This is a genomic window from Flavobacterium subsaxonicum WB 4.1-42 = DSM 21790 (assembly GCF_000422725.1).
Lineage (GTDB): Bacteria > Bacteroidota > Bacteroidia > Flavobacteriales > Flavobacteriaceae > Flavobacterium > Flavobacterium subsaxonicum.
On record NZ_AUGP01000029.1, the window covers coordinates 36690 to 50407 of the forward strand.

10 protein-coding genes are annotated in these 13718 nt (G+C 40.5%); 2 read left to right on the plus strand and 8 right to left on the minus strand.

Annotated features, from left to right (window positions below):
• Positions 1-30 precede the first annotated feature (30 nt).
• A complete protein-coding gene (locus G509_RS0109915) occupies positions 31-1170 on the plus strand; it encodes a glycosyltransferase family protein (protein ID WP_026991391.1) in 1140 nt (379 codons plus the stop codon).
• Here G509_RS0109915 and G509_RS0109920 read toward each other — a convergent pair.
• From G509_RS0109920 to G509_RS0109955, 8 genes are read right to left on the minus strand one after another with little or no spacing between them, the layout of a single operon-like run.
• Positions 1147-2064 carry an SGNH/GDSL hydrolase family protein gene (locus G509_RS0109920; protein ID WP_026991392.1) on the minus strand — a complete coding sequence of 306 codons (918 nt, stop codon included), beginning with the start codon at positions 2062-2064 and terminating at the stop codon, positions 1147-1149. The genes G509_RS0109915 and G509_RS0109920 overlap by 24 nt on opposite strands.
• 3 nt (positions 2065-2067) lie before the next feature.
• Positions 2068-3495 (minus strand): MBOAT family O-acyltransferase, encoded by a 1428-nt coding sequence (locus G509_RS0109925; RefSeq protein ID WP_026991393.1) that lies wholly within the window; start codon positions 3493-3495, stop codon positions 2068-2070.
• 43 nt (positions 3496-3538) lie between these two features.
• Positions 3539-4810 (minus strand): O-antigen translocase, encoded by a 1272-nt coding sequence (locus G509_RS0109930; protein WP_051200111.1) that lies wholly within the window; start codon positions 4808-4810, stop codon positions 3539-3541.
• Between the two features lie 24 nt (positions 4811-4834).
• Positions 4835-5806 carry a GNAT family N-acetyltransferase gene (locus G509_RS0109935; protein ID WP_026991395.1) on the minus strand — a complete coding sequence of 324 codons (972 nt, stop codon included), beginning with the start codon at positions 5804-5806 and terminating at the stop codon, positions 4835-4837.
• Complete coding sequence (locus tag G509_RS0109940; protein WP_026991396.1) at positions 5806-7278, minus strand: hypothetical protein; 1473 nt, start codon at positions 7276-7278, stop codon at positions 5806-5808. Before G509_RS0109940 ends, G509_RS0109935 begins: the two co-directional genes overlap by 1 nt.
• 1 nt (position 7279) lies before the next feature.
• The gene (locus G509_RS0109945; protein WP_026991397.1) at positions 7280-8752 is read right to left on the minus strand and encodes an alkaline phosphatase family protein; all 1473 of its coding nucleotides are present in this window, start codon (positions 8750-8752) and stop codon (positions 7280-7282) included.
• Between the two features lie 4 nt (positions 8753-8756).
• Positions 8757-10139 carry a class I SAM-dependent methyltransferase gene (locus tag G509_RS0109950; RefSeq protein ID WP_026991398.1) on the minus strand — a complete coding sequence of 461 codons (1383 nt, stop codon included), beginning with the start codon at positions 10137-10139 and terminating at the stop codon, positions 8757-8759.
• Positions 10120-10323 (minus strand): hypothetical protein, encoded by a 204-nt coding sequence (locus G509_RS0109955; RefSeq protein ID WP_026991399.1) that lies wholly within the window; start codon positions 10321-10323, stop codon positions 10120-10122. Before G509_RS0109955 ends, G509_RS0109950 begins: the two co-directional genes overlap by 20 nt.
• A 144-nt stretch (positions 10324-10467) precedes the next feature.
• Between G509_RS0109955 and G509_RS22840 the strand changes: the two genes are divergently transcribed.
• Positions 10468-13527 carry a T9SS type B sorting domain-containing protein gene (locus G509_RS22840; RefSeq protein ID WP_051200114.1) on the plus strand — a complete coding sequence of 1020 codons (3060 nt, stop codon included), beginning with the start codon at positions 10468-10470 and terminating at the stop codon, positions 13525-13527.
• Positions 13528-13718: the final 191 nt, after the last annotated feature.

Sequence of the window (13718 nt, forward strand, 5' to 3'; positions counted from 1 at the left end):
CAGGCAAATATAAAAATTTAAAATTCATAGATGCGAATACTTTTGGTTGGCGAATACAGCAGGCTGCACAACTCTTTAAAAGAAGGGCTAACCCAACTTGGGCACCAGGCTGTAATTGTGGGCACCGGCGATGGCTTTAAGCAATATGGCACTGATTTTTCTATTGCCCCAAAATTTGTAAACAGTAACGGTTTGTTTCGTTTTTTTGTAAAAGCATTCCATAAAATGGGCATTAACCTGGAGGAGGCCGAAAAAGGCTGGCGCTTTTATAAGCTGCTGCCAAAACTAAAGGGTTTTGATTATGTTCAGCTAATCAATTCTAATGCTATAGAAACCTACCCGTGGCTTGCTAAACGGCTCTATAAAAAACTGCTGCAGCAAAATGGCCCTATGAGCCTTTTAATTTGCGGAGACGACACCCCTATTGTTGATTATTGCCTTACCGGAAAATTAAAATACTCCATACTAACGCCCTACCAAAACAACAAAAGCCTAAAAAAAAGCTATGCCTACACTTTAAAATACACCCAAAACAACTACCGCAGCCTGTTTGAATGGGTTAAAGATAAGGCCGCCAACATTATAACATCCGACCTTGATTATGAGGTGCCCATGAAGGCTTTGGGGTACACAACTACGTTTATTCCTAACCCCATAAATACCGATGCCATAGCTTTTAAACCTGCCGTGGTGCACAACAAAGTAATTATATTTTTAGGCATTAACCGCCACAGCTACACAAAAAAGGGATTATCTTATTTTGAAGATGCGCTAAAAATTATAGCCGATAAATATCCGGATGCTGTTGAACTTATTGTTACAGAAAACATTCCGTATAACGAGTATGTAAAGCTGTATGACAGCGCCCATATACTGTTAGACCAGGTATATGCCTACGACCAGGGGTATAACGCCCTCGAGGCTATGGCTAAAGGCAAAGTGGTTTTTACCGGTGCCGAAACCGAATTTACACAACATTACGCCTTAACCCAGGAGGTTGCCATTAACGCCGTACCCAACACAGATACCCTGGTTACCGACCTGAGTTTTTTTATAGAAAACCCCGATGCCATTACGGCCCTTAGCCAGCGTGCCCGCACGTTTATAGAAAAAGAGCATAATTATCTGGTTGTAGCTAAAAAGTATTTAGGGGTGTGGGGTGCAAATTAAATTGCTTATAATTTTAGAGCACTTAGTTGCTCCGGCTGTGTTAAGATGATCTGTATCATAAAAATCGCTGTTTGTAAACCTCGAATCCTGAAATAGGTTAACATAAACTACATGTTTACCATCGGCAATTTTGTTGCATTGGTACATTATAGCTTTAATTTTTTCCTGATCTACGTTATGCGCATAGTAGCTTGTAACCGGCATGGTAACCAGTAGTACTTTTATATTTTTAGATTTACAACGCGCAATAATATCCTGCAATCTTTGCACATTTTTTTTAAAATCAATAGAGCCGTCTTCGTGCTTTTGGGCTATAATTTTTCCCATGTGCTCATTATTCTCCCCTTCGCCAATGCCATCCCTCCTGCCCCAGCCAGATGTGTTACAATCAGCCAAAGTTTTGTTGGCGCTGTATTTTTTTAAACTCTCCAGGGTTAAATTAAACCTTGGCACCAGGGCAAGGCTGTATTTTCGCGGATTAAATATTGATATACCCGGCACATCCAGATCCATTTGCGCAGCATAAAAATATTTTCGCCATTGGTCTTCCACGTTATCATCCTGCAGGCTTAAAGTAAAATAGTCTACATTTAAAACTATTGTTTTAAGGTTTTTAAAATCAGCGGTATACTTATTAAATAAAAGCTCGTCAAAATACAGGCTCTGGCTTATGTTGGATATATTAAATGTTTTTTTGCAAAAATACTCAGGGTTAAGCCCGTAAAAAGAATGAGAGTTGCCAAACACTAAAACTTTGGCATCATAATTTTTACTTATATTTTGATGTTTAAAAGTATAGTTATTAGGCACGGTCCTGTAAAAAAATTCCAGGCCGGCCCATACTAACAGTATCGGTATCAAATACAGGAATAACCTTTTTAAAAATTTCTTCATAGCTTAAAACTGAAAATATATAAACTGCTGCTCTTTACCTATAAAGTAAAAAATAAGAACTAATAATATATAATAAAGTAGCGCCTTTGCAATTGCAGGCAGTTTAACACACAGGCCATCTAAGGCAAATTCGTGTTTTCTGCCAATCCATTCTAAAACTATAAAAAATAGCAGTACTGCTATTAATTTTTTAGGAAAGAACATCGGAACCGAAAACAACGATCCAGAAAATAGTATGCTTATGTATTTAAATGCATCATAAATAGTTGCCGCCCTAAAAAAGATCCATGCAAAAACAACCAGCCCAAAAGTAATAAGCATATGGGCACCATCTTTAAAGTTGAGTATAGCAACAGTATCTAATTTATTTTTTTTATTGGTACCCCTAAGCAACGACGGTAAAAAATAGCAGGCATGTAAAAAACCCCATGCAATAAATGTAAGGTTGGCACCATGCCAAAAGCCGCTTAGTAAAAATATTACAAACACGTTTCTAACCTGTTTGGGTACAGCAACCCTTGAGCCCCCCAGTGGTATATAAACATAATCTTTAAACCAAGATGATAACGATATATGCCACCTGCGCCAAAACTCGGCAATATCTCTCGAAAAATATGGGTACGAAAAGTTTTTAATTAAACCAATGCCCAAAAGTTTAGATGTACCCGATGCCATATCTGTATAGCCGGAAAAATCGCCATAGATCTGGAAGGCAAAAAACACGGCCCCCAGCGCAAGGCTGCTGCCGTTATAATCCTGAGTGTTGTTAAAGGCCATATTGGCATATTGGGCACAATTATCGGCAATAACAAGTTTTTTAAACAGCCCCCAGAGTATCTGGCGCACGCCGCTTACTGCTAAATTGTAATCAAAACTTCGGGGTGCTCTTATCTGCGGCAGTAAGTGTGTTGCCCTTTCTATAGGGCCTGCCACCAACAACGGAAAAAAACTTACAAATAATGAATAGTCAACAATATTATTTACCGGCTTTATACGCTCTTTATAAATATCTATTACATAAGACAGGCCATGAAAGGTATAAAAAGAAATGCCCACCGGCAGGATTATATTTAGGGTCCAGCCCGATAGCTTATAGCCAAAAACAGAAAAAACATCTGAAAATGATGCTACAAAAAAATTAAAATATTTAAAGAAACCCAGAAACCCAAGATTAACTAAAATGCTTATCCACAGCCATATTTTTTTTTGGCTTGCCCCGGTTGCATTATGTATTTTTTTACCTGTGTAATAGTCTAATAAGGTAGAGAACATTAGCAAAAACATAAACCGCCAGTTCCAACAGGCATAAAAATAATAGCTGGAAATTAGCAAAAATGCATTTTGCAGGCTTAGTTTTTTATTAAACACAAACCAGTATCCAATAAATACTATCGGAAAAAAAATGGCAAAATCAAGCGAATTGAACAGCATTAAAATAGTATTTTGTAAATATAAAAGCCTTTATTTAGATGCGCTAAATTAACTTTTTCCTAAAATAAAATGCCAGCACCAAAAAGTAAAAAAAGTACGTAATGGCGTGTGCCATAACAGCACCTTCGGCGCCAAAATAATCTACCAGAAAATAGCTGGAAATATAAAGCAGTGCAAAAGAAAATACCTCGGTAAAAATAAACGCTTTGGTCATTTTTTTAGCAAAAAACTCGTAGCCCAAAATTAACGAACATACCTTAAAAAAGTCGCCGCAAAGCTGCCATACAAAAAGGTTTTCCATAGGCAGAAAATTTTTAGCAAACAGCACCCTGATTATAAACTCGCGCAATACGTACACCAACAGCAAACCCGCTCCAAACACAGGCAGTATAAGCTTATAATAGCTTTTAAATACGGCTTTGGTTTCGGCATTGGTATGGGCCTTACTTAGCTTTGGCAAAAAATATACGGTAAGCATAGTGGTGGCAAACATAAGGTAAAAATTGGCTATGCGGCCCACGGCATCCCAGTAGCCGGCCTCGTTGGCGCTGTAGCCGCCCGTAATCATATTACGTATGGCAATGTATATAACAGGGCCCAAAACCGCCGTTACAAGGCTCATAAAGCTGTACGACAGCAGTCCGTTAAAAATGGTTTTATCAAAATATTTTTTCCTGAGAAAAGTAAACCCCGGAAACAACCGCTGCATGTGGTACGCCGAAAAAAAGAACAGTATAGACGGGTAAACCGTAAGCCCCAGCAATGCGCCCGACAGCCCCATTTGCCATATTAGCAGCGCGGTAGAAAGTACGCCTACTATATTGCCATATATATTTAAATAAATAACCTGCTTATAATTGCCCAGGCCGTTAAGCACCGCCAAAAAAATTAAGTTACCGGTGTACATGGGCAGCGTTATACCAAGTACCCTAAACACCCAGGCATACTGTGTGCTACCCAGTATGTAGGCGCTCCAGTACGTTGCGGGTAGTATAAAAATTAGCATTAGCACGGCTATTGCTATAAAAATGCTTAAAAAAGTAGTGGCTAAAATTCGGTTAAGCTGCTCTTTGGCAGTGCTGTTTTCGGCCGTATATTTTATAATGCCGTTTTGCATGCCAAAGGTACTAAAAGCATCTACAGATGTTAGCAGGTTGCGCAGGTTACCGGTTACGGCCATACCGCTGGGGCCAATAAAAAGAGCTATCATTTTAGAACCCAAAAGGCCACCCGCAACGCGCACCAGCAAGCTTAACGAATTAAGCGATGACAGGCGGAACAACGGACTTTTAAGTATATTTTTTATGAAACCCAAGCGTAACTGTTTTGAATGCCAAATTTAGATAAAAACATTATCTAATAACGTATGATTAACGGTTTGCACATCATAAAAATCCTGAAACATTGTGCGGGCACCAAAACCTTCTTTCCAAAATGCCAGGCCGGTATTGAGTTTCCTGCCCTGCTGCTCGTTCGAATTTCCAAAATCAAAATATTTTTTACCTGCATACTGCTGTGTTACAATATGGTGGTATAAAAAATCGAGGCTGCCGTTCTCGCCCTTATCCTCTCCCCCGGCAATATATTGGGCGTGGGCAAGGGTGTCGCTTTCAAAAATAACGGTGCCTGCGGCAATATGGTTATCCTGCCAAACGGTAAACAGTTTAACATTATCAGGAAACAACGTTGCCAGCTTTGTAATCTCCTCTGCCGAATGCACCGGCTTTGTACCGTGCCTGCTTTGTAAAACAGGCTCTAAAACTTCTTTCCAAAACTCGGCAAAATCATAAGATCGTTGTACGGTAAAGCCGTTGGCAATGCCTTTTTTAACGCCTTCCATTCGGTTAGCTGCTACTTTTAAGGCTGCCGAATTGTCTCTAACGGCAATGGCATCGCGCCTTGTAAGCACGGCATTGGTTAAAAACAGGGCATAATCAATTTCCTGGGAGGGCTGCTTGTGGTAAATAGCCGGTATACTTTTTATATGAAGCGTAGTTACCCCCACCTCATGTAAATGCTGCAAAACCGATTTAAAAACCTGTAAAGCAGCAGCAAGTTTTATTTTATTGCTAAAGATGAGTCCGCCATAGGTAAGCCCCTGGTGCGAATACACCGTATCATCAACCTTGTTGGCCGGTAATAGGGCTACAAGCTTTGGCCCATCAAACACCATAAGCGAGCAGTCTGTAAAGCGGTCGCTGTGGTATTCCATAAAATCACGGTTAAACAAAAAGGTACCGTTTTTAGACTGGGCAACAAAAGTATTCCATTGTTTAAAGTAAGATGCTGTATAGTGTAAAACAGTGTACATTATTGTTTTCTTTGCAAAACCACATTACCATCATTATCTATAAGCCTGTGTAAACCCTGAGGGTCTGACATGTTTATGTAACTGCCGTTTTCCTGTAAATTATCAAGGTATTTTTTATCTTTTGCTAAGAAAGCAAATACTGTCCTGAATAAATTTACCGACGATTTTAACCCGCCATCATATTCTGTAAAGGCAGGGTTGTTCCATTTAATGGCCAGCCCGGCACCAAATACGGCGCGTACCAGCGTAGGGTTATTTATTTTTTTTGTGCTTTGCCCGGTATATTCCAAACCAACAAACCCACCATGATCTGCACCTATTATAATAAGCGCATTAGGGTCTTTGCTTTCTATAAGCTTAATGGTTTTGGTTAGCCAGATGTTAGCACTTTTAAGCTTATCAAAATAAAAATCTTTTTCGCCCTGCACACCTTCAGAATATACCTTAAGGCCATGAATGTGCCCCGGTGCCATTTTTTCGATAAAATAAAAATTACCAGATTCTGATGGTTTTATAACTTTAGCCAGGGCCGCATCTATATCTTTTACGTCTTCCCAGCCATCTTTTATGTATGGAAGGCTGGCATAATCTATATTACAATAATCGTATGCCAGGTTGGGCCTGTTAATAAGCAGGTAGGGCTTTTCGGTTAAAAAATGGGTTTTATAATTGTTGTGTTTTAGCACCTGTAAAACTGCATTATTACCCACAATTATATCGCGTGCGCCATATACATTAACGTCTCTTTCTATGTAATGCTGTTTCATGCTAAACATAGACGAGTTAGACAACAGCGTAGAAAAATAGTTAGACCTAAAATTATCGTAAAGCGTAAAACCACTTTGCTTTAAAAAACCTTGAAAAACCGAATTGTCAAAATTATGGTTGCTATCGCTAAGGTTTTTAAAGCTTGCATAACCATCGGGCTGTATGTAATAAATATTAGGGCGCTCTTTAAACACCGCATTAGTTATGTTATCGGGCTGTTGTTTCCATGCTGACGATGATCGTACAGCCGCGTTAACCACCTGTGCGATAGGCATAAGGTTAAAAACCGACATAAAAAATAGCAGCAGTATAAACAGCTTGTAATATTTTTTTAACCAAAACGATGCTGCAATTGCCAAAACGGCTATTGCCAAAAAAGCCGGCTTTTTATAGGAGCCTACAAAACTTAGCTGAAGTAAAAAAAAGCCCATAAAAAGCGCAATACCTACAAAAAGAAACTGCCTTTTGTAGTTATGCAATTTAAAAACACCCAATATTTTAAAACCGGCATACAGCACTACTACGGGCAGCAACATATAATATGCTACAAAAAATGCCAGCTGTTGCCACGAATTTGCCAGGCTAAAGTTTTTAGAATAGTAATACAGTATCATGTAAAAACCTATGCTAATACCCGCCAGTACAGGCACATCTTTAGGCGAGTCTATAAACTTAAATATTTTATTTTTAAATTTTTCCAGCATTTTATTTTACGGCTTCTATTACAGGCTGCCCTGCATTATTAATGTATTTGTATACACCCGATGGCCTTAGCGTACGCATGTAGCTGTTGTTTTGCTGATAATTTTTAAGATAATCTTTATCTTCCGAAAGCACAGCAAACACCGTCCTAAACAGGTTTACCGATGTTTTTAAATCGGCATCATAGTCGTTATAAGCGGGGTTGTTCCATTTAATGGCCAGCAGGGCACCATACATCGATTTGTTGAGTTTGGTATCGGTTATAAGATTTTCTGTTTTGCCCATATACTCAAAACCGGCAAAACCACCATGATCGGCACCAACAATTACAATAGCATTGGGATCGGCTTTTGTAATAAGGCTAAGTATTTCTTTAAGCCAGATGTTGGCCTCTTTAATACGCTCAAGATAAGCAGCGCGTTCGCCATCAATACCTAATGATGGCGCATTGTTATTAATATGCCCGGGTGTCATTTTTTCGATAAAGTAAAAATTACCCGTTTTTTTATTTTTGTTTATTTGCAATCTAAGGTCGGCGGTAACATCGCGTTGCGACGACCAGCCATCCTGAAAATACGGCAACTCGTTATAATCAAAATTACAAAAATCGTAACCCATTTTTGGCCTGTTGATTATAAGGTAAGGCCGCTCTGTAATAAAGCTAGTTGTGTAGCCATTGCTTTTAAGCCCCCTAAGCACTGGGTTGTTGCCAATAATAACGTTCCTGGCGTTGTACGGGTCCATATCTTCCTGCGCATAATGGTGCTGCATGGCAAACATAGACGAGTTAGACAACAGCGTAGTGTGGTAATTAGACCTAAAACCGTCATAAACCTTAAAACCCGATTGCTTAAGGTAACCATCAAAATCAGAATTGTCAAACTTGTAATTATCGCCCTTTAAATTCTCTGCATTGGTGTAGCCATCCGGCTGAATGTAATAAATATTGGGCTTTTGCTTAAATACCGCTTTGTCTATAGTATCGGGTAGTTTTTGCCATTCGGCAGAAGCTGTCTCGGTACTTACAATAATACCCGTAACTGCATACAAATTAAACAACGATAAAAATAATAGCAGTATAACAAACAATTTATAGTACTGTTTAAACCAGAAAGATACAATGGCACTTAAGCCAATTATACCCGCAAGCGCCACTTTTTTAGATAGCGGCACATGCACGATCTCTATAATATAATAGCTTAAAAAAGCTATCATACCTACAAACAAAATATTTTTTTGATAGGCTTTAAACGGAGTAAACCCCACAATTTTGTAGGCTGCAAATAACACCACCGCCGGCAATATAGCATAGTAGCCTGCCAGATAAAGCAATTGCTGCCAGGAGTTAGCCAGGCTGTAATTTTGGGCATAATAAAATAATACCATATAAACCCCAACACTAAAACCGGCAAGCAGCGGTACATCTTTAGGTGCGTTTATAAAACCCAATATTTTTTGCCTTTGCTTTTCTATCATGTGGTTACTTTCGTTTTAGTAAGTATAGCGTTCTGTGGGTATTGGGTATTTGTTGTTTTTCTATTACGGTATAAAATTGGGCGTAATCTTTTTCAAAATTATCGCGGTTGTAGTAGTCAAAATATTCGGCAAACTCGCGCTTGCTTTTTAGCAGGAAACTAACCCACGAGTCTTCCCTGTCCGGAAACTCGATAATAAGGTATGGCGTTAGGGAGGCAAACATTTGCGCCGACATAGCAAACGGCACATTACCCGATAACGAGATATGATGAATTAGCGCCAGCGCAAGGGCAACATCGTATTTATTATTGGCAATACGCTCCTGCAAGGGTGCGCGCTCTTTATTATTAAAGCCAATGCCGGGTGCCGGGTTAAGCAAATCGCTAACCAGGGGCAGCAGGTTGTGCTCTTTATTTTTAAGCACCTGCTGGTAGTTGTAATCTACGGCGTTAGGGTCTATATCGGTAACTAAAATCTCTTTGGCATCATCTTTTAAAACACGCGAAAAAGTACCATCGTTACCCCCAAGGTCTACTACCTTTTGTCCACCTATAGACTGGTACCATTTTTTAACCAGCTGCTTTTTATGTTCAAAAGCCTCGGCATCATAATTAGTAATGGCGTAGTAGTCCTTCCACTCGGTTTTTTCGTTAAGGGTAAGGTCTTTTATATAATTGTAAAGCGAGTCGATAATTTTTAGCTGGCTCGCCTTAGGTATGTTTACTTTCTTTTCGGTACCGCCTTCGTCGCTGCTGTATTTGGCATCGTACTTGGCCGTTAAAAAAATATTGGTGTATACCGTAGCATTAAAACGCGCAGTAAACGGCAACAGTTTGGCCACCTTTTGCAAAGGCATACCATCTATATGTTGCTGCAGGGTTTTAAGCATGTCGTTACCATAATATTTGGCAAGCAGTAACGGCCCAAAAAAGTGCATTAAAAACTGTTTGTAAGCCCTCCAGGGTTCGCCTTCGGTATATACATCAAAAGACAGCGTATCTACAAAAACCGGCGCACCATTGTTAAAGGTAATATTAAAGGCCGTGGCATCTTTTAGGGTATAACCGTTTTGCAGGCAGTACTTTTGCAGTTTAAGCGTGTGCAGTGCCGCATGCTTGTATTGTGTAAAGCTCCACTCGTACGGGTACGAAAAAAACGGGATATTTTCCGGCTGTATAAGCACATGGCTGGCATCGGCTGCTACTTCGGTGTGCTTTACCAGCAGTCCGCTGTCAAACAGCTTTTTATAAAAGCCACTATTGGTTAACGACTGGTACTGGTTAAAATAAACGGGATTAATGTTTCTAAAAACTACCCCATCTTTAACTAAAATATAGCCCGATGGGTCGCGAAAAGAAGATGCGTGCCTATTTGTTGTCTCCGTCATTGGTTTTATTATCTTCTATATCTATATTGCCCATTAAGTCCTGCTCTTCTTTTTTACCAAAAAGAGATTTTACTTTAATCGAAATTCTTTTGTAAAATAAAGCTACCGATGCAGCCCCTGCTACCACTAACTGAACGATTAGTGCACCGGTACCCGGATCGAAATATAAAAACGGAAGTTTCATAACATATTTTTTTAGTCCGGTAAAAATAAAAAAAATAATTTGGTAAGGGCATTTAATAATAACATTGCTGTGTTTTATTGTTGTTTTTACTTAAAAAGTTTACTTTAACCTTATTTTTGTTAATTTTAGAAAAAATTAACTGCCGTGAAACAAAAGTTACTATTACTATTTATTGTACTTATTAATTTTTTTACTGCTAAGGGCCAGCAAATTGGCCTTTACGAGCAGTTTAATGGCCGGTACGACTTTACTTTTTTTGGTAACACCCTAAATCAGGGCGAAAATGGTACTGGAATGCCGTGTGCCATTAACACATCGTCCAGCGCTACGCTAAGCCTTGCTCCTAACGATACCATGCTGGCCGCCTACCTGTATTGGGCAGGATCTGGCACCGGAGAGTTTAATATTACCTTTAACGGCAACCCTATTTCTGCCGAACGTACCTTTGCCCTTTCTTACAGTGGCCGCAACTATTTTAGCGCCTTTGCCGATGTTACTTCTATAGTATTGGCTCAGGGCAATGGCAGCTATACAGTATCTGATTTTGACCTGACCGATGTTATTAACGATAATATTAATAATATATATTGCGGCAATGCTACCAATTTTGGCGGATGGGCCATTATTGTGGTGTACGAAAACGATGCCCTGCCCCTTAACCAGCTTAACCTGTACGACGGACTGCAAAACGTGCCCGACGAAATTAATATTACCCTGCCCAGCCTTAATGTTATAGATAATGATGGGGCTAAAATAGGCTTTCTTGCCTGGGAGGGCGATGCCTTTATATCGGTTAACGAAACCCTTAGAATGAACGGCTCTGTATTAAGCAGCCCACCATTAAACCAACCCAACAATGCCTTTAACGGCACTAACAGCTTTACAGGCGCCAGTAACCTGTACAATATGGACCTTGATGTGTATGATGTGCAGAACTATATTGCCATTGGCGATGAAAGTGCCGAAATTCAGCTAACATCGGGTCAGGATTTTGTTATGATCAATGCTATTATGACAAAGCTTAACAGCCAGCTGCCCGACGCTACCATTGTTTTAGACGAGGTTACCAAAATATGCAGCCAGGGTATAATAGAGATAGACTACACCGTTTATAACGTTAACAGTACCGATGTACTGCCGGCCAACACCCCTATTGCCATATACCTTGACGGAGACCTTATTGCCACCGCAGCCACCACCGGCCCAATACCTATTGGCGGCAGCGAGCCGGGTAGTATAACACTAACCATGCCCGTGGGCATTACCGGAGATGTAGAGCTGCTTTTTGTGGTAGACGACCTGGGCAACGGCACCGGCGGCATTGTTACCGAAACCAACGAGAACAACAACTCGGTTATGATTACCACAAGCCTTTGGCAGCTACCAGAACTTAACCCTGCCGATATTACGGTTTGCGAAACCTTTAACGGCTCTGGCGTGGGTATTTTTGATTTCTCTGCCTACGAAGATTCGCTTAAAAACAACCCTACCGATGTGGTTACTTTTCATTATACTGTAGCCGAAGCCGAGAGTGGCGATAATGCCATTGGCAACATTTCATCGTTCCCATCTACAAGCAACCCGCAGGAAATTTTTGTACGCCTTTTTGATGAAAACGGCTGCCTGGGCATTGGCTCGTTTTTACTGATTGCCGAAGACTGCCTTTTCCCTGATGGTACCGTGGTTATAAACACTATAGACCAGGCCTGCGACTCCAGGGATATTACCGTGCATTATACCATTAACAACTTTAACAGCTTTGATGTTTTGCCCGTTGGCACTGTTGTAAATGTGTACATTAATGGTGTAGTTATAAATACCTTTACCCTGCAAACGGCTATACCTGTCGGCGGAAGCCAGCCCGGTCAGCTGCTGTTGCAAATACCTGCTAACGTCCCGCTCAACTTCGATCTTACCTTTATTGTAGACCCTGCTAACGTCGTTGAAGAAACGATTGAAACCAACAACAGTTTTACCATACAGGTCGGCTTATGGGTATCGCCAATATTGCAGCAGCCTGCCGATGTTACCGCCTGCGAAACTGTTAACCACTCCGGCATTGGTATTTTCGATTTTTCGGGCTACCTGCAATCGCTTAAGGTTAATGCTACCGATGTGGTTACCTTTCATGAAAGCCAGGCCGATGCCGATACCGGCGCTAACGATATTACATTGCCACAAGCGTATTCATCGGCCACCAACCACCCTATTTATGTAAGGCTGGAAGACGAAAATGGCTGTTATGATACCGCCGTTTTTAACCTTATTATCATAGACTGCTATTTCCCAGATGGTACTGTAGTGGTAGAAGAGGTGTACAAGCAGTGTAACTCGCGCGTTATACACGTGCACTATACCGTAAACAACTTTAACGCTACCGATGTGCTGCCTGCCGCAACACCTGTAAGCATTTATGCTAACGGACAGTTTTTAGAATATACCGAAACCCTTGAAGATATTGAAATTGGCGAGAGCGAGAGCAATTACATTACCCTTACCATACCTATTGGCATTCCGCTTGATTTTAACCTTACTTTTGTGGTTGACGATGTTGGCGACGGCTCCGGTAACGGTATTGTTATAGAGCTGGACGAAACCAATAATTCCAACACCCTGCCTACAAGCCTGGTGCTATCGCCCGTGCTGCAACAGCCTGAGGATATTGTAAACTGCGATGCCGGCTTTGGTATTGGCACGTTCGATTTTTCGGGTTATGCCGATAGCCTTACAAATTATGACAATGAGGTGGTTACGTTTTACACCAGCCAGCCCGATGCCGACCAAAACCTGAACCAGATTTACAACAGTAATAACTATACTATTACCACCAGCCCCGAGCGTATTTATGTGCGCTTAGACAATGGTACCTGCCACACCACAGCATCGTTCCTGCTGTCTACCAAAAAGTGCGCACCCGTTACCTTTAATTATGTTACCCCTAACGGAGATGGCATTAACGATGGCTTTTTTGTAGAAGGATTGCGCAACGTGTTCCTTAACTTTAAAATGAAAATTTATAACCGTTGGGGCACGCTTATATGGACGGGCGACCACAGCAAAGCCGACTGGGATGGTATTGCCGATGTACAAAAAGTAGGCTCTGAAGGCACTACAGTACCCGCAGGCACGTACTATTTTGCACTTGAATTAAACGACCCTGATTTCCCTGAACCTATTGTAGGATGGGTGTATGTAACGAAGTAGATTTTGAGAGATAATAGATGATAGACATTAGCAGCTACAATAGAGACGTTGCATGCAACGTCTAAACATCCATACTGATCATATCCTAACTCAAACCCTGTTATTTACAAACGTTTTGTATTTATATCTCTAATTAACCAACATAATTTAGATGCTGCTTAATTTTAGACGTTTCATGTAACCTCTCTACG